24 protein-coding genes, 1 pseudogene and 1 riboswitch are annotated in these 25,109 nt (G+C 69.0%); of the genes and pseudogenes, 2 read left to right on the top strand and 23 right to left on the bottom strand.

Going from position 1 to position 25,109, the window contains the following annotated elements:
• Positions 1-142: 142 nt before the first annotated feature.
• The 23 genes and pseudogenes from QZV97_RS03495 to QZV97_RS03385 form a co-directional block, all read right to left on the bottom strand.
• Positions 143-705: pseudogene (locus tag QZV97_RS03495) on the bottom strand (IS5 family transposase); the annotation flags it as partial.
• 309 nt (positions 706-1,014) lie between these two features.
• Entirely contained in the window at positions 1,015-2,133 is a 1,119-nt protein-coding gene (locus tag QZV97_RS03490; RefSeq protein ID WP_295638497.1) for a hypothetical protein, read from the bottom strand.
• A 102-nt stretch (positions 2,134-2,235) separates the two neighbouring features.
• Entirely contained in the window at positions 2,236-2,634 is a 399-nt protein-coding gene (locus QZV97_RS03485) for a transposase (protein ID WP_295638494.1), read from the bottom strand.
• 412 nt (positions 2,635-3,046) lie between these two features.
• A complete protein-coding gene (locus tag QZV97_RS03480; protein WP_295638491.1) occupies positions 3,047-3,757 on the bottom strand; it encodes a hypothetical protein in 711 nt (236 codons plus the stop codon).
• Positions 3,754-4,482 (bottom strand): 2'-5' RNA ligase family protein, encoded by a 729-nt coding sequence (locus tag QZV97_RS03475; protein ID WP_295638488.1) that lies wholly within the window; start codon positions 4,480-4,482, stop codon positions 3,754-3,756. Before QZV97_RS03475 ends, QZV97_RS03480 begins: the two co-directional genes overlap by 4 nt.
• Entirely contained in the window at positions 4,479-5,033 is a 555-nt protein-coding gene (locus tag QZV97_RS03470; protein ID WP_295638485.1) for a histidine phosphatase family protein, read from the bottom strand. Before QZV97_RS03470 ends, QZV97_RS03475 begins: the two co-directional genes overlap by 4 nt.
• Entirely contained in the window at positions 5,030-5,833 is an 804-nt protein-coding gene (gene cobS / locus QZV97_RS03465; RefSeq protein WP_295638482.1) for an adenosylcobinamide-GDP ribazoletransferase, read from the bottom strand. Before cobS ends, QZV97_RS03470 begins: the two co-directional genes overlap by 4 nt.
• Positions 5,830-6,885, bottom strand: a complete 1,056-nt coding sequence (gene cobT, locus QZV97_RS03460) for a nicotinate-nucleotide--dimethylbenzimidazole phosphoribosyltransferase (RefSeq protein ID WP_295638479.1) — start codon at positions 6,883-6,885, stop codon at positions 5,830-5,832. The genes cobS and cobT overlap by 4 nt, the downstream gene beginning before the upstream one ends.
• Positions 6,886-6,888: 3 nt before the next feature.
• Positions 6,889-8,400, bottom strand: coding sequence for a cobyric acid synthase (locus QZV97_RS03455; RefSeq protein ID WP_295638476.1), 1,512 nt, complete (start codon positions 8,398-8,400; stop codon positions 6,889-6,891).
• Positions 8,397-9,428 (bottom strand): aminotransferase class I/II-fold pyridoxal phosphate-dependent enzyme, encoded by a 1,032-nt coding sequence (locus QZV97_RS03450; protein WP_366558884.1) that lies wholly within the window; start codon positions 9,426-9,428, stop codon positions 8,397-8,399. Before QZV97_RS03450 ends, QZV97_RS03455 begins: the two co-directional genes overlap by 4 nt.
• Positions 9,425-10,327: an adenosylcobinamide-phosphate synthase CbiB gene (gene cbiB, locus QZV97_RS03445; RefSeq protein WP_295638469.1), complete on the bottom strand. Its 903-nt coding sequence runs from the start codon at positions 10,325-10,327 to the stop codon at positions 9,425-9,427. Before cbiB ends, QZV97_RS03450 begins: the two co-directional genes overlap by 4 nt.
• The gene (gene cobO, locus QZV97_RS03440) at positions 10,327-10,893 is read right to left on the bottom strand and encodes a cob(I)yrinic acid a,c-diamide adenosyltransferase (protein ID WP_295638466.1); all 567 of its coding nucleotides are present in this window, start codon (positions 10,891-10,893) and stop codon (positions 10,327-10,329) included. The genes cbiB and cobO overlap by 1 nt, the downstream gene beginning before the upstream one ends.
• 21 nt (positions 10,894-10,914) lie before the next feature.
• The gene (locus tag QZV97_RS03435) at positions 10,915-11,718 is read right to left on the bottom strand and encodes an ABC transporter ATP-binding protein (protein ID WP_295638463.1); all 804 of its coding nucleotides are present in this window, start codon (positions 11,716-11,718) and stop codon (positions 10,915-10,917) included.
• Entirely contained in the window at positions 11,715-12,776 is a 1,062-nt protein-coding gene (locus QZV97_RS03430) for an iron ABC transporter permease (RefSeq protein WP_295638459.1), read from the bottom strand. Before QZV97_RS03430 ends, QZV97_RS03435 begins: the two co-directional genes overlap by 4 nt.
• Positions 12,773-13,633 (bottom strand): ABC transporter substrate-binding protein, encoded by an 861-nt coding sequence (locus QZV97_RS03425; protein ID WP_295638456.1) that lies wholly within the window; start codon positions 13,631-13,633, stop codon positions 12,773-12,775. Before QZV97_RS03425 ends, QZV97_RS03430 begins: the two co-directional genes overlap by 4 nt.
• 92 nt (positions 13,634-13,725) lie before the next feature.
• Positions 13,726-14,307 carry a bifunctional adenosylcobinamide kinase/adenosylcobinamide-phosphate guanylyltransferase gene (locus tag QZV97_RS03420; protein ID WP_295638453.1) on the bottom strand — a complete coding sequence of 194 codons (582 nt, stop codon included), beginning with the start codon at positions 14,305-14,307 and terminating at the stop codon, positions 13,726-13,728.
• Positions 14,304-15,644, bottom strand: coding sequence for a cobyrinate a,c-diamide synthase (locus tag QZV97_RS03415; protein ID WP_295638450.1), 1,341 nt, complete (start codon positions 15,642-15,644; stop codon positions 14,304-14,306). The genes QZV97_RS03420 and QZV97_RS03415 overlap by 4 nt, the downstream gene beginning before the upstream one ends.
• A gap of 46 nt (positions 15,645-15,690) precedes the next feature.
• Entirely contained in the window at positions 15,691-17,460 is a 1,770-nt protein-coding gene (locus QZV97_RS03410; RefSeq protein ID WP_295638447.1) for a TonB-dependent receptor, read from the bottom strand.
• A gap of 144 nt (positions 17,461-17,604) precedes the next feature.
• Positions 17,605-17,871, bottom strand: a riboswitch (cobalamin riboswitch).
• Positions 17,872-18,610: 739 nt separating this feature from the next.
• Positions 18,611-18,913, bottom strand: coding sequence for a BMC domain-containing protein (locus QZV97_RS03405; RefSeq protein WP_295638445.1), 303 nt, complete (start codon positions 18,911-18,913; stop codon positions 18,611-18,613).
• Entirely contained in the window at positions 18,910-21,444 is a 2,535-nt protein-coding gene (locus QZV97_RS03400; protein ID WP_295638442.1) for a pyruvate, phosphate dikinase, read from the bottom strand. The genes QZV97_RS03405 and QZV97_RS03400 overlap by 4 nt, the downstream gene beginning before the upstream one ends.
• Entirely contained in the window at positions 21,441-22,031 is a 591-nt protein-coding gene (locus QZV97_RS03395; protein ID WP_295638439.1) for a hypothetical protein, read from the bottom strand. The genes QZV97_RS03400 and QZV97_RS03395 overlap by 4 nt, the downstream gene beginning before the upstream one ends.
• An 89-nt stretch (positions 22,032-22,120) precedes the next feature.
• The gene (locus tag QZV97_RS03390; RefSeq protein WP_295638436.1) at positions 22,121-23,095 is read right to left on the bottom strand and encodes an HAD family hydrolase; all 975 of its coding nucleotides are present in this window, start codon (positions 23,093-23,095) and stop codon (positions 22,121-22,123) included.
• A 33-nt stretch (positions 23,096-23,128) separates the two neighbouring features.
• Positions 23,129-24,127, bottom strand: coding sequence for a hypothetical protein (locus tag QZV97_RS03385; protein WP_295638433.1), 999 nt, complete (start codon positions 24,125-24,127; stop codon positions 23,129-23,131).
• A 201-nt stretch (positions 24,128-24,328) separates the two neighbouring features.
• Here QZV97_RS03385 and QZV97_RS03380 point away from each other — a divergent pair, with 201 nt between their 5' ends.
• Both QZV97_RS03380 and eutM read left to right on the top strand, forming a co-directional pair.
• Complete coding sequence (locus QZV97_RS03380; protein ID WP_295638430.1) at positions 24,329-24,634, top strand: EutN/CcmL family microcompartment protein; 306 nt, start codon at positions 24,329-24,331, stop codon at positions 24,632-24,634.
• A gap of 39 nt (positions 24,635-24,673) precedes the next feature.
• Entirely contained in the window at positions 24,674-24,991 is a 318-nt protein-coding gene (gene eutM, locus QZV97_RS03375) for an ethanolamine utilization microcompartment protein EutM (protein ID WP_295638427.1), read from the top strand.
• The last annotated feature ends 118 nt before the right edge of the window (positions 24,992-25,109 follow it).

The raw sequence follows: 25,109 nt of genomic DNA, 5'->3' as shown, positions 1-25,109 counted from the left end.
TAGGCAGCATCGCCGCGGAAAAGCAAGGGCTACACGGCGATCCATGTATCTAGGCATTTGGCGCCGAGCGACGACGCCACGGCCAGTCAAATCAACGACTTACGCAAGCCCGACGCGCCAGAACCGGGGCCATGTGCCCCGGAACTGTCAAAGTCAGGTCAGAGTGCGCGTCCATGCCGATGTGGGCCTTCATGCCCCTGCCTGCCCTTGCGGGTCCGGTGCATCTCTGGGTCGCGCTGACCTTCGGCGTTTTTCGTCGAACTCGGCGCAGCGACGAGCGTGGCGTCGACCACCGTGCCCTGCTTCATTGCCAAGCCCTTGGCCGCCAAGATGTCGTTAACGACCCACAGCATGTCGGTGGCCAGGTCGTGCTTCTCCAGTAGGTGGCGGAACCTCAGGATCGTGGTCTCGTCGGGCAGTCGCTCAACACCGTCCTCGAGCTTGGCGAACTCGCGGAACACCGGCATGTCGTGCAGCGCTTCTTCCGCCGCCGGGTCCGACAGCGCGAACCACTGCAGGTAGTGGATGCGCAGCATCGTCTCGATGCCGAATGGCGGGCGGCCGGTCTTGGAGCGCGGGTAGTACGGCTCCACGACCGACCTGCACCAGTGCGCCCCAGGGCACCACGCGTTCCATCTCGTCGAGACACTCGCGCTTGCGCGTCCTCCTGGTCGAAAGGTTCAGGCCAAGTCCGAGTTGCTTCATGGTCGCCATCGTCGCATCGGAGGCCCAATCACACTATGCGGATCGGCACCGGGCTTTGCAGACCTTCCCTAGGCCGCTTTCCGACGATCCCGGGCTTCGCGAAAAGGACGTGCCAAACTTCCCGGCCCGGAGGCTCGACGCTCGCCACCTGTCGAGCGGGGTACGCTGTCGCAGCGTGCGTTGCGCATCTGCGCGCCGCGCATGCCGAAGCCTGCAGCGGATCCTCATGGCGCTTGCGATCCGCTCGCTCGACCCTTGCGTTCCTCGGCGGCGCCTCGCGTCGGCTCGACCGCGACCGTAGCGCCGCCGTCAGGTCTTTCGGTTGAGGCCGTAAGAGCCAAAGTAGATGACATAGACCAGCATGACGTAGATCATCAAGTCGACCCAGGTCAGCGGGTCGCCACCGAAGCCTGGGGAGATTTCTTTCTCGTTGAGGACCTGGACCGCGAACCACCGCGTGTAGCCCACGAACGTGGCGACGGCCAGGCCGAACGTGACGACGAGGCGCACCACTCTGTTGGCCGCCGGACCGAGATTGAGCGGAGGGTTGCCCGCCACGTTGGCCCAGAAGATCAGCCAGAACGACATGAACACGCCCAGGTGCGCCGGCCAGATGTTGATCGCGGCGCCGAGCGCCGTCTGCGCTTCCACCGGCATCAGGAAGCCTTTGAGCAACGCCAGAAGGAAGAAGTAAATGGCGGTGCCGATGATGAAGTTGCCGACCAAGGCGGCGAGCGCGGTCTTCGCCCGTGACCCGAGCGTGCTCCATGGCCAGTTGTCCAGGATGAGGAACGTGGTGAGCCACGACACGATCACGCTGTAGAACCAGCCGATGACGGTCGTCAGCGGCAGCACGGTTCGTTCCGGCGATGTCCAGCTGGCGAGGTTCGGATAGATCAGCACCAGGTAGCCCAAGAAGGTGAGCACGAAGCCGAAGAGAAAGCCGCCGATGCCGACCCACGGCTGCTTGAGCCCCAGGTCGACCCAGGGCCAATGCCCCATGCTCGTGCCGAGGATGCCCCAGGTGTAGAAGCCGATGAGGACGATCATCGTCGTCGCGGTATAGCCGCCCTTGCCGATGTCGAAGGCGGGGTCCAGGGCCCCGTAGCCGTGCAGCAGGACGCTCGGGACGACCACCGCCAACGCGGTCGCGAGCATGAACCACGTCACGCCGCCGATCGGCTGAGGCAAGTGACCGAGGCCCCACAGCTGCCCAAGAAAGCCGAAGAACACGACGAACAGGATCGACCAGAACAGCACCACGCCGAACGGCTGCGGATAGGTCTTCCATACCGCTCGGGACGGGTCGGCGAGTAGGGCCCAGATCAGGTAGCTGCCCACCGCAATGACCAACAGGCTCATCACCGAGAAAGTGACAGGTCCGAGTTGCAGGCCGAAGGGAGGCTTCTGCTGCGTTTGCGTGTCCATGAGGTTGTCTCCTATTCGTGCGACGCTCGACTCGGCGGAGCAATCGCTCCCATATCGACGGTCCTGCTGAACTTTCGATCGGGGCTGCCCGCGGTCGCGACTCTAGAGGGTGGCAGGCGCGGGAACTACGGCCCCGGCGGACAAATCGCAGGCAAGCGCGCTGTCCGGTCCGGATAATGACTTCGCCGCCTGTGGGACATATCCAAGCGTTGCGAAAGAAGAAGGCGGAGACAACGCTCTTGCAGTTCGCCAGGTCCGTGGCACCGTCGTCGCTTCGATCAAGGCCAATGGCTTCGCAACACGAGGGTGCAGCACCGGCTCCTTGTGCTCGGCGTCGGTCACCCACTTGCTCAGCACGTTGGCGTTCAGGCTGTGTGCCAGCGCCGCTGCGGTGATCGAGACGCCCGGCCTCAGGCATTCCTCGATCACCGTCGCCTTGAACTCGGCGCTGTGTCGGCGTCGGCGCCGACGACCCATCAGATCCACCCCGTAAGTGTTCACGTGTCCGCCTCTCCTGTCGCGGACACATGTTCACTATCCGGGCCGCTTCAGTGCAAGCTGTGTTCCCCGGGCGTACATGGACGCCCTCGGTTTGCCAAGCGACCAGCGCGCTGCTGCACGAAGGAAGAGAATGCACCCGTACATCCGGACTTCCGATGCGAGACGAGCTCGCTGTCCCTGATGGGTTCCGCTGGTCGGCGCCTCGATCGCTTACACGCACTCTGAGTGCCTCGTCCGGCGCGGGTTGTGCCAACCGCGGTCTGAAGTGAAACGGACCTCTGTGCCGGACGCCGCAGCGCAATTTTAGATGCCCGCTTCGTGCGTCGCGGGTCGCGCGAAGCGCGGTGGGGCAACTGATTCAAGCGGATTGTCCCGCGGCTTTCGTCTTCTGCTTGGCGTCCGGTCGGCGCGGTTACGACGGCTTCAGCAAGCGCCTTATGGCTGCGAGCGATCCAGTCCCGCTGTGCCGGACCTGGCTCTTGTCGTACCGGTGCTCGACGCCGACAGGGCAGGCCTGTCGCGCCGGGCAGGCGTACGCGCAGGGCGAGGCTTCCGAGAGCCGCTGGCGGTGGCAGGCGTTCGTGTCCATGGTCCCCGAGTCGAGCGCAGACGCTGGGCACGTCCCGATGCACGGCTTGGCGGTGCAATCGACGCATGGATGCCCGTGGTCTTCGACCGGTGAAGCCGGAAGTTCCGAGTCCACGATGATCGCTGCGCGGTAGGCAAACCAGCTGCCCCACCTGGCATCGATGCCCGCCATGAACGGGGATGGATGGTGCCAACCCGCGAGCGTCCCGAGGCGCTGGAGACCGACGTGCCGGTTGGATGGTAGTCCCCTGGGGTAGACGAAGCGAATCCGCGCATGGGGCAGCGCAAGGGCTGCCCATTGCTCGACCACGCCTATCGAGTAGGAGTCGATCGGATGCACCGGGTCGGTTGCCTGCTCCTGCACGCGCTCCCACAGGAGGCGCCCAGCGTGTCCGATGAGGATGAGCTGACGTTCGTGCTCGCCAAGGTCCAACGGCGCAAGCAGGTCCGGCGGGAGCCGTGCGAGATCGAAGATATGCTGCCGGTTCAGCCCGGCCTCGTCCAGCATGGACTTGAAGGGAATCATGGTGATCATGCCTGCTCGAGTTGACCTGCTCCCTGTCCGAACGTTTGTCGCAGCCGCTTGCCGTCGACGACATGCGCCTGCCGGCGCTCGAGATCGAATCGAATCAGGGTTCGCAGGGGGCCGGCAATCCGGGCGCTCTCGTAGCACATCCAGTCGACCGAACTGATTCGCAGCGCAACGGGGGATGGGCGCGGAATCGAACGCAGGCGCGCCTCGATCTCGGCCAACGGCCACGCGCCGGCATAGAGGCCGGCGGTGACGTGCGGCACATAGTGTGTCCTGTCCCAGGTCGGCGCGGCCCGTTCCCAGATGGATCGAATGCCGGTCAAGCTGCCCGCAGCAGCCTCGACCGAGAGGCATGCGGCGGACGTGAACGTGAACGGCTCGCTGACGTGCACGTCGAACGCGGCGATATCCGACTGGACCAGAGCGTCGATCTGCACCTTGATTTCGTCGACCGCGAAGTCATCGTTCCGGCGTGCCGTCGTCGTGGGGAAGCCGCACACGTGCAGGGTGATGTGCGGCTGCCGCTCGTAGCCGCGTAGCAGCAGGCCGTCGAGGGCGGTTCGAACCTGTCTGAGGCGCACGTCCAGAGCTGGATCCTCCAGCGCGAGGGCCCATACCGCGAAAAGGGGCCGGCCCAGGTGCCACTCGGAAAAGTCTCTTTGCTGGCTCGCGATCGTGAAGTCGCGCACTGGTGCCTTCGCGGCCGCATTCTGGTCGGCGCGACTCATCGTGCGATCCGCTGCCATTCGAGGTCGATCCGTTGCCCGTGGCGCGGCGGAGCCGGCCACCGCTCGCTCTTCGGCCGCGCGCCACCTTGATCGCGCACCCACAGCGCGGCGCATAGCCAGCCTCCGTGCGTGACCAGCAGCCGTGCATCGCCGGGGTCGAAGGACTGCACTCTCTGCAGCACCGATGCGACGGGCTCGCCGCCGCCCGGGGCGTGGTCCACGAAGTCGGCGCACCAGGCATCGATCGCCTCGGGCGCCACAGCCGTCCAGGGTTGTCCGTCCCACTCACCGAAGCTCACTTCGATGAGCGCTGGGTCGATCCAGTGTTCCCAGCCCCAGCGCGACAGCCAGCGACCGACCGCGCGGCAGCGTTTCAATGGCGACGTGACGACGATATGCGGCAGGCCATGCAGTCGGGCGAAGGCGCGGACTCGGTGCGCCAGCCGCTTCGCACGCCGGGCATCGACGCGCAGATCCGTCCGCCCGATGCACCGGCCTTCCGCCCCGATCGCGGACGGGTGTCGCCATACGTGCAGCCGCAGCCCGTTCATCGCCACGCCGACGCGGCGAACGACAGCAGGATGGCGACCTCGCCGAGCTGTTCGGCGGCGCCCAGAGTGTCGCCGGTGTAGCCACCCAAGCGATGTCGAAGCCAGCGGCGCAACATGAGGACCATGCCGCCCAGCGCCAGTAGTGAGGCACCCGCCGCGATCGTCGGTGCCTGGGTCCAGGCCGCGAACCCCAGCGCGAGCAGGCCGACGGCGACAGCCCATGCTGCGTCGATGCCGTGCACGTCGCGCGCCACGCTGCCCGCCTTGGCCTGCGCTGCATCGCCCTCCTCAGTGCGCGCATAGGGCAGGGCCGCCATCAACGCCACCGCAGCGCTGCGACCGCCCGCATGGGCTGCGATCAGGATGACTGCGGCTGCCGCCTGATCGCGCGCCATCAGCTCGGCCAGCAACAGCACGCGCAGCAGGAGCGACAGCACCAGGGCCACGGCGCCGTAGGTGCCTATGCGCGAATCCGTCATGATCGCCAGCGCCTTCTCGCGCGAAGCGGTACCCAGCAGCGCGTCGAAGGTATCGGCCACGCCATCCTCGTGGAAGGCCGCGGTGAGCCACACGGTACCGGCAAGCGCCAATGCGGCCGCCACGGTCGGTGGCCAGAACCGGTTCGCGGCCAGTGCGATGCAGGCGCCGAATGCCCCGATCAGCACGCCCACGAGCGGGAAGTGGCGAACGGCGTGCCGCATCAGCGCTGCGTCGAAGCCGACCCAGGCCGGCACCGGCACGCGGGTCAGGAACTGCAGCGCCAGCAGGAAGAGCCTCAGCTCTCGCACCAGCATCGTCATGGCGTGCGCTGGCTGACCCCGGCCGTGGCGAAGCTGGCCATCTCGGCCAGCACGCGGCAGGCGGATTCGAGCAGCGGCCACACCAGCGCGGCCCCCGAGCCTTCGCCAAGCCGCAGATCCAGGTCCAGCAAGGCCTGGACGCCCAGGTGCTGCAGCCAGTGCGTGTGCCCGGTCTCCTGCGAACGGTGCGCGAACACGCAGTGCGCGAGCACCCCTGGCTGCAGCGCGGCCGCCACTGCCACGGCGGCTGTCGTGATGAAGCCGTCGACCACGATCACGCGCCCGCCCGCCGCGGCCTGCTGCACAGCGCCGACCATGGTTGCGATCTCCAGGCCACCGAGTGCGGCCAGGGCCTGCAGCGGCCGCGTCGCCTGGGCGTTGGCCTCCAGTGCCTCGGCCAGCACCGCGCGCTTGGCGGCGAGGCCCGCATCGTCGAGACCCGTGCCACGGCCGGTGCACACCTGCAGCGGCGCGCCGGTCAGGCGGGCCATCAGCAAGGCGGCCGCCGAGGTGTTGCCAATGCCCATCTCGCCCAGCAGCAGCACGTTGCCGGGCAGCGCCGCGACGAGGCGGCGGCCCTGCACGATGGCGGTGCGGCATTGCGCCTCGCTCATCGCCGGGCCGCGGCTCGCATCGGCGGTGCCTCGCTCGACGCCGGCCACCTTCAGCCGCGCCAGCATCGGGTGAGCCTCGAACTCGGCGGCGACGCCGCAGTCGGCCACTGTCAGGGCCAGGCCGTGCTGACGCGCCAGGACCGACACGGCCGCACCGCCGGTCAGGAAGTTCAGCACCATCTGCCGCGTCACCTCGGCCGGATAGGCCGAGATGCCACGCGCGGCGATGCCGTGGTCGGCGGCGAACACCACCAGCTGCGGCGCGTGCAAGGCGGGCTGGCCGGTGCCGAGCGCGACCGCGAGCTGAACGGCCAACGATTCGAGCCGGCCCAGTGCGCCCAGCGGCTTGGTCTTGGCATCAAGCGCCGCCTGGACACGCGGACGGGCGGCGTGGTCAAGAGTGGGCAGCGGCAGGGTGGTGTCGAAATCGGAATCCATGGGTCAGCAGTGAAAGAGTGTGCGCAGCGTGGCCGCGCCGAGATGGGTGTCGATGAAATCCGCCAGGCCGTCGAAAGTGGCGTCGAGCGTGCGCACCTGCTGGCCGAAGAGGGCGCGCAGCACCGCAGCGTCCTCGAACAGCCCGTGGGTGGCGATGCCGAGCACGTTGTGCCGGTCCGGTTGCCCCGGGTCCGCGGCGGCCGACCAGCCGATCGGCAGGCCCTCGGCATCGTGCAACGCCAGCGTGGCCGCGGAGGCGGCACCTGCGATGGACTGTGTGCGTCCGCAGCGGATCTCGTAGGCGGCCCAGCGCTGAGATGACAGCGCCTGCCACGGGTGGGCCAGATGCGCGAAGCGCACCGGCGCGGCCCGCAGCCGCTTGGGCGCGGCATAGCGCGTGGCCAGCGGCAGCAGGCCCAGGCCCGGCAGCGGGCCATGGGCCTCTCCGTCCACGCCATCGGGGTCGTCGAGCAAGGCACCCAGCGCCTGCAGGCCGCCGCAGATGCCCAGCACCGGCCGCCCGGCGCGTGCATGCCGCACGATGGCGGCGTCCAGGCCCTGCGCCTTCAGCCAGGCGAGGTCGCCGCTGACCTGCTTGGAGCCGGGCAGCACGATCCAATCGGCACCGTCCAGGTCGCCCGCGCTGCGCACCCAGCGTACCGATGCCACAGCGGCCAGTGGCTGGAATTCGTCGAGGTTGCTCAGCTGCGGCCAGGCGACGATGGCCACGCGCAGGCCACCGGCCGGGCCCGACGCCGCGCCGTACAGCCCGTCCTCCTCCGGCAGCCCGTGGTCGCGGTTCATCGGCAGCACGCCCAGCACTGGCACGCCGGTCAGCGCCTGCAATCGCTCGGGCCCGGGTGCCAGCAGTACCGCATCGCCGCGGAACCTGTTGAGCACGAACCCGGCAAGACTGGTGCGCAGGTCGTCGGGCAGCAGCGCCCAGGTGCCGTGCAGGTGGGCGAAAGCGCCGCCGCGGTCGATGTCCACCACCAGCAGTGCCCGCAGGGTGGCGATCTCGCGTGCCCAGCGTGCCGTGCCGAGGTTGACATAGTCCTGCGGCGCGAGGTTGATCTCCGCCGGCGAGCCGGCGCCCTCGATCACCAGAACCTCATGCCGCGCGGCCAGGCGATCGAAGCTCTCGCGCGCGGCCCGTGCCAGCCGGGCGCTGCGTTCGCGCCAGGGCATGCGCGACAGCGCGGCGTCGACCCGGCCCCGCACCACCACTTGGCTGGCCGTGTCGCGCTCGGGCTTGAGCAGCACGGGGTTCATGTCCACCTGCGGCGCCGCACGGGCGGCCAGCGCCTGGAAGTACTGGGCCGAGCCGATCTCGCCCACTTCCGCGTCCGATCCGTGCGCGGCCAGCGGCACGACGCGGGCGTTGTTGCTCATGTTCTGGGCCTTGAACGGCGCCACGTCCAGGCCCTCGCGCGCGGCCCAGCGGCACAGTGCTGTCGCGAGCAGACTCTTGCCGGCGCCGCTGCTCGCACCCCAGACCATCAGGGCGGTCTTCATGGCAGGCCCCCGTCGAGCAGGTCCAGTGCGTGCATCAACGCGTCCTGTGCCGAGGGCGCTTGCGCCGAGAGGCGCCACCAGCCGGGCAGGCCGAACGAAGTCGCGTCGCGTACCGCGACGTGGTGCCTGCGCAGCAGCGATGGTGCCACGGGGCGCGGTGGGCGCACGACCACGTACGGCGTCACGCTCGGCCGCACCTCGAAGCCGCGTGCCGACAGGCGCCGCAGCAGGTCCGCCTTCCAGGCCGCCAGGCGGGTGCGTGATTCGGCCACCCAGGCGTGCACGTCGGGCGTGGCCCAGGCCAGCAGCATGGCCTCGGCGTGGGCCGACAGCGGCCACGACGGCGCCGCAGCTTCCAGCGCGGCTCGGGACGCCAGCACGTCGTAGCCGGCGCCACCGCGATCTCGTGGCGCGACCGCGTAGGCGCCGCGCACGCCGGTCAGGCCCAGCGCCTTGTTGGGGCTGTGCAGCACGAAGACCGCATCGCGCGCGGATGCTTTCCACGCCGACGCTCCCTGAAGCCTTAGCGGCGCGTACACCGCGTCGAGCACGGCGGGGCAGCAGGGGGCATCGTCACGGGCGACAGCGCCGTCCTGGCCCAGCGGACTCGTCGGATCGGCATGCCAACGCAGCGTACAGCGCGTCGGCGCCTCCGGGCGCGCTGCATCCTCCGGGACACAGACGCGCCCGCAGGCCGCGGCGGCCGCTGAGTAGTCGCCGTAGGCGAACCGTGGAACCCGCACGGTACCGGGCCAAAGCCGAGCGGTGACCGCGGTGACACGCTGGATGAATTCGCTCGCACTGGCGGCGGGCAGGATCCGCGAAGGTTCGACGTCGTGCAGTGCCCCCAGCGCCTGCCGGACTGCCGTGGCGGCCGGGTCGGGATAGCGCGTCGCGTCGGCTGCCTGCACGGCTGCGAGCGCGGCCGGGCACGGTCCCGCCGCGTTGGCGCAGGTGGAGAAGTCCCAGCGCGCGGCACCGTGTGAGTCGGCACCGCCGTGGACGCGGGCGGCCGTACCGGGGCTCACCACAAGTTCACCTTGAGCACGACCAGCAGCAGCGCAGCCGCGATCGCCCCGCGTGCCGCCCCCTCGCCGACCGTCAAGGCATTCGTCAGTGCTGCGGCATCCGGCGCCGGGGCCTGCGCGTTCAAGGCATAGGCGCCCGGTTTGCCGAGCCGGACCCCGATGCGAAACGCCATCGCCGCCATCGGCCAGCCGCCGTTGGGCGACGGCGTCAGCGGAGCCTCGCGCGTGAGACGAGCCACGCCCACGCTCGGCCGCCACAGCAGCAACGCCGCCAGGCGCGCGGGCACACAGCCCATCACGTCGTCGGCCCGCGCCGCCCATTTGCCGGCCCATTCCCAGGGGCCGCGATAGCCCCACATCGCGTCGAGCGTATTGGCGGCGCGCCAGGCCCAGGCACCGGGCAGGCCGGCGACCAGGAACCAGAACAGCGGCGCGACCAGCGAATCGTTGAAGTTCTCGGCCAACGTTTCGATGGCCGTCTCGCGCACCGCAGCCGCGTCGAGCTGGGTGACGTCGCGGCTGCACAGCCGGGCTACGCGGGCTTGGCCTTGTTCGAGCCCATGCCCGAGCGCCACTTCGACGGCGTGCACCTCGTCGTTCAGCATCCGCCACGCGAATGTCGGCTTCAGCGCCGCGGCGAGCAGCGGGATCGCGATCCAGGCCGGCGCTGCCCCGGCGGCCTGCTCCACGGCGAAGGCCGCTCCTGCGACAGCGGCGACGAGGCTGCACCACAACACCGCACCGGCCGCGAAGGCGGCAGGTGCAGCCCAGGAGTGCACACGACGACCCAGAGGCGCGGCGATGCGGCCGAACCAGGCCACCGGGTGCCAGGTCGAGCGAGGCTCGCCGAAGCGGCTGTCGATCAACCAGGCCAGGGCGAGCGCGGCGGCGGCGACCATCAGTCCTCAATGCCCCGCTGCGCCGGCACGCCCTGCTGGTGGTGGTGCTTGACCAGCGTCATCTCGGTGACGGTGTCGGCCAGATCGATCAGCTCCTGCGGCGCATCGCGGCCGGTGAGCACCACATGCACATGGGCCGGCCGCTCGCGCAGGCAGGCCAGCACGGGCTCCAGCGTCTGCCAGCCGTAGCGCAGCGGGTAGGTGATCTCGTCGAGCACGACGAGGAAGTGCTCGCCGGCACGGATGGTCTCCTCGGCGCGTGCCCAGCCGTCGCGGGCGAGCTGGGCGCTGTGTTCGAGGTCACGGCTCTTCCAGCTGAAGCCGTCGCCCAGACCCTCGATCGGGATGCCGAGCTGCTCGAACATGCGGTGCTCGCCAAAGCGGGCCGAGGGCACCTTCATGAACTGGTAGATCTTCACTGGCTTGCCGCGGCCGTGCGCCCGCAGTGCCAGGCCGAAGGCGGCCGTGCTCTTGCCCTTGCCGTGGCCGGTGTGCACGAGGATCAGGCCGCGGCGTTCGCCTTCGGCCTTCGGGCGGGGTGCAGTGGGTGGTGAGACGATGTCCATGGGCAGGCGGTCGAGGGGGCTTCAGGCGGCGTCCAGGGCCAGAGCGACACGCGGGCGGTCCTGGGAGTCGGACTCGATGCGGATGGCGCCGCCGAAGACGCGCACCAGCGCGGCCTGCACGGCCGGATCAGTCGGCGGGCCGTCGGCCTGCAGCGTGCCCGCATCCAGCACCAGAAGGCGATCGGCCTGCAGTGCGATGGGCAGGTCGTGCAGCACGCTCAGCACCGCGCGCGGCGCCGAGCGGTCGTGTGTCAGACGCCTGAACAGGCGGGCCAGGGCCACTTGGTGTGGCGCATCGAGGTGGGTGGTCGGCTCGTCGAGCAGCAGCATCGGCGCCTCTGTGGCCAATACCCTCGCCAGCAGCACACGCTGGCGTTCTCCGCCGGAGAGTTCGTGCAGCCGCCGGTGCTGCCACGGCAAGCTCTCGGTCAAGGTCATCGCACGGTCGACAGCCTTGCGGTCGGCCGCGACCGGCGTGCCCAGCAGACCGAGACGGGCGATGCCGCCGAGCTCGACGGTCTCGCGCACAGTCAGCTCGCCGGTGACCTCGCCCTGCTGCGCGAGCCAGGCCAGCACGCGGGCGCGCTCGGCGGGCGCGGTCCGGTGCATGTCGAGCGGCTGGCCCGCCGCGCCCGGGTTCAGGAAGACCTGCCCCGCCGCCAAGGGCTGTAGTCCTGCGAGGGCCCGCAACAGCGTCGACTTGCCGGCACCGTTCGGGCCGACGAGCGCGGTCCAGCCGGCGCCGATCCCAAGACTCACGGCATGCAGCACGTCGCGGCGGCCCAGTCGGACGTTCACACCCAGCGCCTGCAGGGTCGGATTCATGCGCTCGTCCTTTGTTTGAGCAGCCAGACAAGGTAACTGCCGCCCAGCACGGCGGTGACCACCCCGACGGGCAGTTCTTCCGGGGCGATCAGAGCGCGCGAAATGACGTCGGCCCACAGCAGGATTGCGGCGCCCATGCCGGCGCTGGCCACCAGCAGCCAGGCGTGCGTGCCCGGTGCGCGGCGCCGCACAAGATGTGGGGCGACCAGCCCGACGAAGGCGACCAGCCCGGCCTGCGAGACCGCCAGCGCCGTGCCGAGGCTGAGCATCAGCACCAGGGCCAGTCGCACTTTCCCGAGGTTCAGGCCGAGACTGGTGGCGCTGTCCTCGCCGAGCGTCAGCGCATCCAACGCGCGGGCATGCCGCTGTGCCAGCACCACCAGCAGCGTCAGGCCGGCGAGCATCAGCGCCAGCGCGTCCCAGCCGAGAAAGCCGGTGCTGCCGAGCATGAAGGCCTGCTTGCCGCGCAGCGCGTCCGGCGAGACGACCGTGATGAGGTCGCTGACGCCTCCCAGCAGCACGCCGATCACCACGCCGGCCAGCAGCAGCCGCAGGGTGTGGACGGCGCCGCTTGCCAGCGTCAACGTGAGCGACACCCCCGCCAGCGCGCCGACGAACGCGGCGGTGACAATCCCTACGCGCTCGATCCAGGCCACGGTGGCTAGGCTGATGGTGGCGCCGCCAAGTGCGGCAGCCGCCAGCACCAGCACCACCCCCAGCCCCGCGCCCGCCGCGCTGCCGAGAAGGTAGGGGTCGGCCAGCGGGTTGCGGAAGACGCCTTGCGCGATCGCGCCGGACAGGCCCAGCAGCGCACCCACCAGCGCGGCACCCAGCGTCCGGGGTGCGCGGATCTGTCCGAGCAGGAGCGCGGCGTCGTTGCCGTTGAGGTCCGCCCAGAAGTCCCTGGGCGCGAAGCCCGTCGAGCCGGTGGCCAGGCCGCAGGCGAGGCCCACGACGATGGCCAGTGCGATCCCGGCCGCGAGCCGGCGGCGTGCCTCTGCGTCGCCCATCGCTGCGTCGAACGCCGGCCGGTTCGTTGAGACAAAGGACATGCTCATCGGGTCGCCGTCGTCCCGAGCCGCGCCAGGCAGTCCGCCAGCAGACCGGCGGCTTCACCCATCCGCGGTCCGGGCCGAATCAGCATCTCGTACTGAGGCGTCTCGAAGCCGCACAAGCGCCGCTCACGCACGGCAGCCAGGGCATTCCAGCCGGGGCGCGCCATCAAGGCCGACTGCTCGCGTTGCACGCCCATGATGAGGTCGGGCTTGGCGCGCACAATGTACTCGGGGTTCAGCTTCGGGAAGGGACCGAGGTCCGGCGGCGCGATGTTCGCCAGCCCCAACCGCGCCAGGGTCTCGCCGATGAACGAGGTAGTGCCGGCGGCATAGGGGCCGCCGCCGATCTCGAAGTAGACGCGCTGCCCGCGCAGCGAGGCCGGCACACGGCTCGCTTCGGCATCGATCTCGCGGGCCAGGCGTGCCCACACCCGGGAACCTTCGTCGGGGTTGCCCAGCAGGCGCGCAATCAGGTCGAGCGTGCGGTGCACGTCGGCATGGCTTTCCGACTTCAGGCGCACGACGGAGAAGCCGAGCGCTTCGAGCCGCTCCATTGCGCGCGACGAGGCGGAGGCCAGGATGAGATCGGGCTTGAGCGCCGCGATGGCCTCGATGTGCGCATCGTCCAACCCGCCCAGGTGCGGCAGCTTCGCGACCTCGGCCGGCCAGTTCGAGTACCGGTCCACGCCCACCAGTCGCGACCCGGCGCCGAGCACCCAGGCGGTCTCGGTGAGCGACGGCAGCATGGTCACGATGCGCTGCGGCGGCGCGCTCAGGCGGTGCTCGGTGCCGCGGTCGTCTCGAATCTGGATCGGCTGCGCCGCTACCCATGACGGAGCCAGCGTCAGGTAGAGCCACACCAGCAGCCATCGCAGCAGGCGCGACGCCGCGCGTGGCTGCGGCCTCTTCCCGATGGACCGTGTGGAGGACCGAATGGGCGGTTCAGTGCGGATCAAGGTTCGTCCTTCACGCTCAGTTCACAGCCGGCCACCATCAAGGTCACGCGGCCGCAGAGCCCGGCCACGGCCTGGTGAAGCAGACCCAGCGTGTCGATGAATTCGCGCGCCTCGCGCGACGTCGGCAGCACCCCCAGGCCGATCTCGTTGGACACCAGCACGATGGGCGAGGCGCTCTCGCTCAGGGCCGACAGCAAGGCCGCCCGCTCCTGGTGCCAGAGCGCGGCTGACGCGACCCGTCCGGGCAGCGGCATCAGGATCTGGGTCAGCCAAAGCGTCAAGCAGTCGACCACGATGAGGAGTTGCGGGTCCGACAGACCCTGCAGGGTGCCGCCGAGGGCATCCGCCGCTTCGACGGTCTGCAGTTGCGGGACGCGGGCCGCACGGTCCGCGCGATGCCGCGCGATGCGCCGGTCCATCTCCGCATCGCCGGTGACTTTGCCGGGAAGCGCCGTGGCCACCAGCGCCGCGCGCCGGTTGCCGCCTTCGCCCAGCCATCTGGCGGCACGGCATTCCGCGGTGCGCGACTTGCCGCACTTGGCGCCGCCCAGGATCAGTTCATGTCGTGCCTGCGTCATGGCCGGAACGGCGAGGGCGTGTCGAACAAGCGGGCGGCCGCGGCAGGTGACGAGGCGAACCACGGGTGGAACCAGCTCGCGCGCAGGCTGCCGAGCTCGTAGACCGCCTCGCCGCCGCCAGCGGCTGCGGACCGGCGCTGCGGCGTGGTGAAGGAGGCAGGCTCGAGCGTGGTCTCGAGGCGGGACCAGTGGAAGCTGTGCCCGCGCAGTGGCATCGCCTCTCCCGCGAGCGGCATCTCATGCGGACCCAAGGCCGCGAGGCGCCGCCCCAGCATGGCAGTTCCCGGCAGCAGGCCCCAGAGGGCATGTGGTCGGCCCGCGGCGTCGACCAGGTGCTCGGCCAGCACCATCAGGCCACCGCACTCGGCCCACAGCGGCTTGCCCGACTGCACATGCGCCGCAATCTGCGCGCGCAACCCGGAGAGTTCGGCCAGCCGCGCCGCGTGCAACTCGGGATAGCCGCCGGGTAGCCACAGCGCGTCGCAGGGCGGCAAGGGGTCGCCGGCCAACGGGGAGAACAACACCGGCCGCGCACCGAGGTCGCGCAGGACCTCGAGGTTGGCGGGATAAACGAACGCGAAAGCCGCGTCGCGCGCCACGGCGATGCGCCGCCCGGCCAGGGGCCGCTGGCGAGGCGCCGGCTGCGGAGCCTGCGGTGGCTGCCACCGAGGCCAGGCGGCGAGGTCGCGCCCCAGGGGCTGGCCCGCAACGGCATTCGCGGCGGCATCGAGCCTGGCCAGCGTGTCCGCTGCTTCGGCGGGCATCGTCAGACCCAGGTGGCGCTCGGGCAGGGCGATGGTGTCACTGCGCGCCAGGTGGCCCAGCCACGGGCCGCCGTCATCGGGCCGCGAAGGGTCCAGCGCTTCGCGCAACATGTCGGCGTGCCGGGGGCTGCCAACCCGGTTGGCGAAGACCCCCGCCCACGGCAGGGCAGGCTGCCAGTGGCGCAGACCATGCGCCACGGCGGCGAAGGTACCGGCCATCGCACCGGCGTCGATCACCGCCGCCACCGGGATGCCGAAGCGCTGCGCCAGGTCCGCGGCGCTGGGCTCGCCATCGAAGAGGCCCATGACGCCTTCGACGATGATGAGGTCGGCCTTGCTGGCGGCAGCGGCCAGGCGCTGCGCGCAGTCGTCGGGGCCGTTGATCCACAGGTCCAGGGCGTCGACCGGGCAGCCGCTCGCCGCTTCCAGCCACATCGGATCGAGGAAGTCGGGACCGCACTTGAAGCAGCGCACGCGCCGGCCCTGCCGTTCGTGCAGCCGCGCCAGTGCCGCCGACACCGTGGTCTTGCCCTGGCCAGAGGCCGGGGCGGCGATCAGCAGGGCGGCGGCCATGTCGACAACTCGAGTGACTGTCAGGCGGGGGTCGGATCGCGATGACTCAGAGCGACCAGCGCAGCAAGACCTGGCCGTTGCGGCGGGCGGTCGCGTAGTTGCGCGCCAACTCGTAGGACTTGTCGCCGAGGTTGTCGATGCGCGCCTCGAGCGACATCCCCGGGTTCAGCTGCGTGCTGACGTAGAGATTCACGAGGCCGAAGCCACCGAGCACCTGGGTATTGGCCGCGTTCTCGTATCGCAGTCCCGCAGCCTGCACTTCGGTGCCCACCGTCCAGCCTGCCAGCACCGTCTCGGCACCGAAGGTCGCCAGCCGCTTGGCGCGGCGCCGCAGCACCTTGTCGGTGTCAACGTTGCGTGGGTCGTGCCAGCCCAGCGAGGCGCGCAGCGTGACGCCGTCCAAGTCGGTACGACCGGCGAGCGTGACACCTTCCAGTTCGGCGCGGCCGACGTTCTGGTAGCAGCCGAAGGCGTTCAGGCACGGGCCAGGCGGACCAAACTCGATCAGATTGATGACCTTGTTGCGCCACGCCGTCAGGCTCGCTTCGCCGCCCGCGGCAGCCCAACGCAAGCCCAGTTCGACATTGCGACCGGACTCGGGCACGAGGCTGGCCACGCCGTACTCGCTGAAGCGCTGGTACAGGGTCGGCACGCGGAAGGACGTGGCGGCCGCAGCCGTCACGCGCCACTCGGGCAGGAACTTCCAGCCCCAAGCCAGGCTGCCGGTGCTCTTGCCGCCGAACTCGCTGTCGTCGTCGCGGCGCACATGCGCCTGCAGGCCATGGTCGCCGAAATCGCCGCGCCAGCCCAGGCCGATGGCGTCCTGATGACGCTTGCCGCCGAAGGCCGCGCTGAACGCGGTTTCGGGGTTGAAGAGCTTGTCCTCGCGCCGTTCCAGCGTGCCGGTGAACACGTTGCCGCCGACCTTCTGCTCGTGCAGCAGGGTGTAGTCGTTCAGCGTCGTCTCGGTCCGGTAGAAGCTCGGCTGGGTTTCGTAGGTGCTGCGGGTCTGACCGACCTGCAGACGGGTCGTCGAATCGGCGTTCCAGCGGCCCTGCCAGACCACGTTGCCGGTGCGCAGCGTGTGGTGGTTCTCGTCATTGGTTGTGGCCGAGCCGTCGTAGCTTGACTTCAGGTTACTGGCGAGCAGGGAGGCATCCACGCGATGCTCGGCGTTGATCTGGTAGCCGACGCGACCCTGCACCGAACTGCGCTTCCAGCCGTCCTTGTCGGGGTTGTGCCCGAAGGCGCCGGGCTTTGTGGCGTCGAAGCCGTCGCTGCGGCCCCGGACTCCCGACAGTGCGTAGTTCAGTGCGTTGGCCGAGCCGCTGACGCCGACCTGGCCCTGCACCGTGTTGTACGAGCCGACGGTCAGCGAGGCCGTCGGGCGGGCAGGCCCCTGGCCGCGCTTCGTGAAGAGTTGGACCACGCCCGCGATGGCGTCCGAGCCATAGATGGCCGCGGCTGGTCCGCGCAGGATCTCGATGCGTTCGATCTGGTCGAGCGGGATCTGCTCCCACACGGCGCCACCGGTGGATTGCGAGTCCAAGCGGACGCCGTCGACGTAGACGGCCGTGTGGCGCGTTTCGCCGCCGCGGATGAACACGCTTGTCGAGTTGCCAAGACCGCCGTTACGCGTGATCTCGATGCCGGGATGGCGGGCCAGCAGATCAGCCACGCCGGCCACGCCGGTACGCTCGATCTCGTCGCGGTCGATGACGGTGAGATCGGCGAGCACCGTGGCCAGCGGCTGCGGCGTTCGGTTGGCGGTGACGACCACCCGTTCGAGCGCAGTCGGCGGCGCCGACTGAGCCATGGCAACGGGGGAAAGGGCAAAGGGAACGAGAGCGGCAGCGACACGCTGCGCGCAGCCGAAGGACGAGGAAGTCATGACGAAGACACGGACCAATCGCGCTCGGCCGCTTCCCCGCAGCCATGCGCCTTACAGCGAACCGCAAGAACCGTTCGCCACTTCGTTGGCCGGTATCCGGGCTGACGGAGACTATCCGTGACGCCTTCCCAGTCGTCATCGCCCCATCCTTTGACCGGCGATGCATCCCAGTGGCCTGTTGTCACGAACCGGCAGGCCGATCTGGCCTTGCCGTCCGCTTACCGTTGCGGGGGCAGCTCAGGTTAGGTGTCGGTCCGTCCGACCTCGACCTCCCTGATTCCCGTTGAACTGTCTTGGCAGAGCGCCTCGACGAGCACCAACAGCGACGATGATACAGCACAGCTTCAGCTCCGCAAAGCCCCACCGATGCACATCGACAATGAGTGCCGGCCTGTCGGTTCGGCGGGCAGCAGAGCGAGTGAGGAGCGCATCGACGGAGTCGGGCATCGCGGCATTCAGCGTGGTGCGCACAGGTGTACAGCGGAAGGCGCGGCAGTCGGCGCGGATCCAGACGTTGCCGTTCCAGCGCAGCGACGGCGCAAGGAGCCGATCCCGCAGCGGGCGGCCCAACCCCGGGCGCCGCCGAAGTCGTTCGTTCTCCAACGTTGCGAGCAAGCGCCGGATCGGAGCTTCTTCGACGGCATAGACGACCGGGGGCATGCAGCCAAGTGCGCTCGATAGTGGAACTGCGTCGGCAACCCGGAGAACTCGGCGTTCCGTTCGACGGGCTCGTGTCCGACGCCAAGCAGCGTGCATGGAGATGGTCCATCAACTGATCGGGCGCCGGCCTGTCGACGGATGCCATCTCCCGGCGTGGTGCTCACGAACGGGATGACATGCTCGCCCCGCAAGCAACGTCCTTCCTCGGCGACCTTGTCGGCGAGGCCCAGGTCGATTTCGGCATGCAGTCCCATGCGATCCCGCAGGACCGCGACGCACAGGGCGTCAGCGCGTGCGGTGCGTCGCTCCGAAAGATCACTCCTTCGCGCACGCGTCGGCTGTCGGCTGCCCGCCGAGGTCGCGGAAGTTGAACGCCGCTTGCGCGGCGAGTCCGACGCACGGCGCACGCCGTGCCTCAGCGGACGGGCGGACGCTCGAGGAGGTCTTCCACGTCGTCGTGCGGCCGTGGAATGACGTGCGCCGAGCGCACCTTGCCGACCACCTTGGCCGCCGCCTCGCCCGCGTCGACAGCGGCCTTCACGGCACCGACGTCTCCGCGCACGATGATTGTGATGATGCCGCCCCCGGGCTGTTGCATCGTCAGCAGCCGGACGTTCGCTGCCTTGACCATCGCGTCGGCGGCCAGTGTCGCCGCCGTCTTCCCCTGCGTCTCGACAAAGCCGAGGGCGCTGCCTCTCAGTTGACTGAGGTCACTCATGTCGATGACTCCTTGACCGCCAGTTGCCCGAGCGCCAGACGTGCCGAGGGCAGCGCCGTGGTGGGCAGCGAAAACAAGCGAATGCCGCTGCGGTACAGATCCTCGACCAAGCTGAGCGCGGAGCCATCGCCGCATTCGACGCCGATGCGCACCTCCGGCCGTTGCGCCGCCACCGCCGCGACGCCCGCGAACATCTCGGCGACCTTGCTGCCCAAGGCCGTCCGCGGGTTGTGCGCCAAGTACCCGTCAGCGACATAAGACTCGAAGACGTCGTCGGCGAAGGACAGCGCGCTCGGATAGCCGTAGTACGTCCTGATGATCTCGCGCAGGTCGACCCAGACCGCACTGGCGCCTTCGGCGATGCCGTGCGCCTCCGCAATGCCGGCGGGGCTCTGCAGGACCACGCCGACCTGGTTCAGTCCGAGGCCCGCTGCGGCGCGCCTGAAGGCGTGCAGTTCGGATGCGGCCGTGATGCCGGGCACCAGCGGCGTGGTCTGCGCATGACCGGTCTCGCGCGCGGCATCCGCAATGCCGCGAAGCAGCGCCACGTACAGGCCCTTCAGGCCCAGCGGCAGAAACAGCCGCGGTGCAAGCGATGCCCAACTTCCGATCATGCGCTGCGCGCGGGGTGAACCCAGGTTGGGCAGCCGCAGGTCGATCGGCGTGCCGGCCGACTCGAGCATCAGCCGCTGGCAAGCCTGGTAGGCAAGACAGGCGAGCCGATCCTGCGTCGACTTCCGGTCGGGTTGCTGCCCGAGGTCGTTGACCGCATCGATGAAGTCGCCCAGCGTCTCGTCGGCGATCATCAGCTCCGTCAGCGCCACGACGCCGAAGCCGCGAGGTGACTGTCGCAGTGCGGTCTGCGCATCCGCGGCGCCGACACTGCCTGCCCAGAACGACGCTTGGGTGCGATCGTCTGCCCAGACGAGCAAGCGGTCGATCTGTTCGGTCGCCTGCGAAGCCGGCTCCAGCGGAAGCAGGCCGCTGTACACCTTGCCCGTCGCACCGTCCACGGAAAGCGGAGCACCTTCCTCCAGGCGCTCATCGCCGACGGTGAAGCTGCGCGCAGCGAGGTCGACCTCCATGGCCTCACAGCCGACCACACACGGAACGTCGAGCGCACGGGAGACCACCGCGGCGTGACTGAGCGCGCCGCCCTTGGCCGTGACGATGGCCCGCGAGGCCAACATCCCGCGGATGTCTTGCGGACTGGTTGTGGGGCGCACCAGGATCACTCGCTCGCCCGAGGCCGCCACTGTGGCCGCACGGTCCGCGTCCAGCACGGCAATGCCGTAGGCGTGTCCGGGGCTGGCCCCGATCCCTTCGAGCAGCGGACGGGTTCGAACCAGCACAGCGGGTTCGAAAGCGGGTCGCAGCAGCCTCTTGAGCTGCTCGACGCTGACCCGCTTCAGCGCGGCGGCACGGCCCAGCATGCCTTCGTCGACCAGCTCGGTGGCAATCCGGACGGCCGCTGCCGCTGTCCGCTTGGCAGGGCGGACCTGCAGGAAATAGAGTTGGTCGCCTTCGACGGTGAACTCGATGTCCACTGCGTCGCCGTACATCTCCTCAAGGCGATGCCCGTGGTCGGCCAATTCGCGGTGATGGGCCTCGGACAGCCCGCCGGGTGCCCCGAGCGGCGATGGCGTGGCAGAGCCGGACACCAGATCCTCGCCCTGGCGGCCGGCGAGAAACTCGCCGTACAACTCGCGCTCGCCGGTGTTCGGGTTGCGGGTGAAGGCGACTCCGGAGCCCGAGCGGCCGTCCAGGTTGCCGAAGACCATCGCCTGTATGGTCACTGCGGTCCCCAGTTTGTCAGAGATCTTGTGGTGCGCGCGATAGGCGCGCGCGCGCCGGCTGTCCCAGGACTCGAACACCGCGGCGATCGCCCGACGCAGTTGCCAGGTCGGATCGGCGCTGACGTCGTTGACGCCTTGCGCAACGATTGCACCGAGAACGGCGGTCTCCAGCCGGAGGAAGTTCTCCTCGGAGGGCTCACGGCGCGTCTGGTCCAACAGCGATGCGACCGCGTGCTCGATCACCTCGGCCTCCAGGTTCAGCACGATCTCGGCGAACATGCGCCAGAAGCGCACCCAGGTGTCGACGGCAAAGGCGGCGTTGCCGGTCTCCTGCACCAGGCGCTGCGCGCCACGACAGGTGATGCCTAGGTTCAGGACCGTGTCCATCATGCCGGGCATGCTGACCTGCGACCCTGACCGCACGGATACGAGCAGCGGCAACGCACTCAGACCGCCGAATGAGCGGCTGGTGTGACTTTCGAGCACGCCCATTGCACGATCGACCTGGGACATCAGGTCCTCCGGCAGATCGCCGGAATCGCGGAAGGCGCGGTAGGCATCCGTGCCAATGACGAAGGCTGGCGGAACGGGAATGCCAGCGGCGGCCATGCGTGCCAGCCCAGCGGCCTTGCCACCGAACTTCGCCGTGTCCATGCCGTCGATCTCCTGGATCAGGTGGACAAGACTGGGAGCGTCGACGGTCGGAACCGGCGCGGCGGAGCACTGCGCCTTCATGTCGTGCTCTCCTGGCGCGGGCTCATTCCGGTGCCACTCTCGTTGGCGCGCATCACGGCCACGTCGTAGGTGTTCCAGGCAAGCTGGTCATTGAGGTCGTTCAGCTCGGGGATTGTGAGCTGGTCGCACAGCACATTCGCCCTGCTGACCTTCATGCGGGTCTTGCCCTTCGTGCGCGCTCTCATCATGCCGTCGCCGAGGATTCCGTCCAGAACGGGCGGCAAGTCATTGAAGTGGCCGATGTAGGTCGGGCCCTGCAAGCGCAGCCCGTCGTCGGCGGGCCGGTCGCGTTTCTGTTTCTGATAATCCATGTGTTGTCTCCGATCGTTGTTGTTAGTCCACCAGCACAACCTGCCCCAGCTCGGCTGCCCTCGCTTGCCGTCCAGCGCCGCCTTGCTCATCATTTCAAAGTGCGAATCGCCGTCTCTCGTCGTCGGGCGCAGGATCTGGAACTCGCGCGAGAGGCTCCCGACGTGCAGCTCGGGGGTTTTCGACAGCGTGACTGGGCCGCTACACCCATGCTCAGCGCCGAGGCGAGGAAGATCGTACGGCCTCGTCGAAGTCTCGAAGCTGTTGAAGCCTTCCACAATGACTTCACGGTGTCTCCCTGGTCTTGAGGTAGGGAGGGTGTTCGCTGGGTGAGCCCTCGACGTCTAGGCGATCTGTTGTGTGCCGCTCAGTGGTCTCCTTCTCTCAGGATTCGTTGCAGCGAGGACATCAGCTCGGTGCGTGCGCTCGGGCCGGACACTGCCGAGGCCATGCTGGCGCCGGGTGCCGCACGAGCTGTCGCGGCAGCGGCCTGCAACCGGGTGTGAAGCTGGCGTTCGCGGCGATGGCGCGCCACCTCTCTCACTGGGTCGCCCGTTGGTGGCGCGGCTGCAGCGCGGACAGCAGGCGCTGGTGCTGGCGGCAATGCACAGCTGTCTGCCGACCCGCTCGAGCAGCCGCAACTCGTCGCAGGCGCATCGGCGTCGCGCAGCCAGGCGACCAGTTCCTGCGGCCACAGCGCCACGCGTTCGGCGCCGGCATCGAGCAATTGGCGTTCGCTGTGCATGCCCCAGGTCACGCCGATCGCGCGGATGCCGGCTTCGCGGGCCTCCCGGACGTCTCCGACGGTGTCGGTAACCAACACGACATCCTGCGCCTGCAGCGACGCGTGGCTGGCTTCGCCATCGTGATAGGCCGGCGAGCAGGCGCGGTGCACTGCATAGCGGTGATCCCCGAGAAAACGGCGGATCGAAACCGACTTGCGCGGCTCAACGTCACCTGAGAAGACGTGCGAGAAGCAGTTGGCCAGATCGGCACCGACCAGAATGCGACGGATCGCCTCGATGCCGTTCGTCGAGATGACGGCCAGCGTGCTGTGAGGCGCCAGCGCGCGCACCACGTCGACCATGCCCGGGATCAGTGCAGGGTGGTAGCGCGTGCGCAGCAGCTCCATGAAGTGTGCCTTGACAGCCGCGGCGCGCTGCGGATCGGGGCAGAGCTTGGCCAGGGACTCGAAGAAGTTGCCTTCGAAGGCCCGGAAGAAGGCCTCGCGCGAGTCGATTCCGAGTGCGAACGCGAGATTCGTCTCAGAGAACAACTGCCATGACGCGGCTCGCGTGTCGACGAGCGTGCCATCGAGGTCGAACAGGATCGCGCGGGTCACGGCGTACCTCGGCTCCTTTCGGTTCGTGGGACGTCAGAGGGGACGTGACGGGCGGCGCGTGGACTCGACGCTGTTCAGCGCGTTCAGTTGCGGCAGTTCAAAGAAGTCCTGGACCTCGCCGTGACCCTTCAAGCCGTTCATCTCCCACGCGCACAAGGAGTTGAAAGAGATCATGTTGGGCCAGCACTGCCAAGGGAACGTGGTCAGCGCACGGCCGCGCAGCTTCCAGACGCGGTCCTTGGCGTCCGTCACCTGCAGCTGCAACTGCTCGGGGTAGCGTTCCTGCGGGCGCTCGACCTGTCCCGTGCCGGCCTTCAGCCCGACGATGCGGCCGCGCTCCATCACGTAGCCATGGGCGAGCCAGAGCTCGACGCCATTGCGCGTCTGGTCGAACCCGAAGATGCCGTGCACGGCCAGGTCCTTCGAAAAGTGCGCGTGCAACCAGCTCATGTTGGGCTTGCCACGCTCGGGACGGGCCCCCCAGCTGTGGTCCATCGTTGAGACGCAGTCGATCGGCACCTCGCGTCCGCGGATCGCCACGCTGCCCTTGAAGTGGCCGGTCTGGTCGAAGTGGCCGTTGTACGCGGTACCCCAGGCGAACTTGCCTGCCTCACCCTCGGAGCCGCACATCGGGTCTATCTCTGGGTCATGGATGTCGAACGCCGGCATCAGCGCTTCGTAGCGCACATCGATGCGCGTGCCCTGCTGGTCGTCATAGCCGATGTGCCAGACGCGGTTCGGTTCCAGGCAGCGCACGTGCAGCGTGTTGAGCAGCTTGTAGTCCAGCAGCGAGCGCGGCGTCGGGATCGGCATCGCGGAGCGCAGATCGCAGAAGTCCGCTTCCCAGGGCGTGACGGCGCGGCCCGAATTCATACAGATCGTTGAGCTGACGACGCCAAGGTTCGGCCGGAAGAGCGCATACACGCCCACGTTCAGCTTGTGCTCGGCGTTGAAGAAGCCGAAGAAGTTCGTCTCAGCCCAGGTCGGGTCCGAGTCGGTGACGTGGAATTCCGCGTCCTGATCCTTGATCACGTCTTGTCTCCGTTTGGTCCTTGCGCACGCAGGCTCGTTCTGGCGAACTCTTGGGGCAACTCTAGGGGCGGCGAACGGTGACCACCAGGGGCGGCATGGACAACGGAGCCCCCCTTTGACCTTCCACGCTGGCCAATGACGCCGCACTGCGCGCCCTCTACCGTTCAGTCCATTCCCAGAACAGATACGGAGACAGGCACGATGCAGCTGGCTCGCGTTCGCGGCAACGTTGTCGCATCGATCAAGGCCGCCGGGCTGGCATCGCACAAGCTTCTGTTGCTCGAGCCGGTGCGGGCCTCGGCACCGCTGGACGACGGCGTCGAACCGTCTTCCACCTACGTCGCGATCGACCTGGCCGGCGCCGGCGTTGGGGAGATCGTGCTCGTGACGCTGGGCAGCGCCGCGCGCGTCGATTCGGACGGACACAACGCTCCCACCGACGCCGCCATCATCGCAATCGTCGACTCGGTTCAGTTCGACGGCGAAACCACTTTCCAGAAGCGCTAGGCCGCTGGCGCACTTTCAACCCCCGAAGGAGATGCTGAAATGGCAACGAACCCCATCACGACCGGCGCGGTCAACGAGGGCCCGCGCGGCGCGCTCGGGCTGATCGAGACCAAGGGCCTGGTCGGCGCGATCGAGGCCGCCGACGCGATGGTCAAGGCGGCCAACGTGCGGCTGGTCGGGCGCGAGCAGATCGGTGGCGGCCTTGTCACCGTGATGGTGCGCGGCGACGTCGGCGCGGTGAAGGCCGCGACCGATGCCGGCGCGGCCGCTGCCGGGAAGATCGGCGAGATTGTCTCGGTGCACGTGATCCCGCGCCCGCACGAAGACGTTGAAGGCATCCTGCCCAAGCCGCGCTGACGCGCTTTGGCAATGGCGACAAGCGTTCGCGAAAGGGCGCGCGACTGCCTGCGCACCCTGTGGGCGATACGGCACTGCCACGACCACAAGTTCAAGGCGATCGTCCGCGGCCTGATCC

The organism is uncultured Methylibium sp., assembly GCF_902826655.1.
Lineage (GTDB): Bacteria > Pseudomonadota > Gammaproteobacteria > Burkholderiales > Burkholderiaceae_C > Methylibium.
This window is presented reverse-complemented; position numbering and strand designations above follow the sequence as displayed.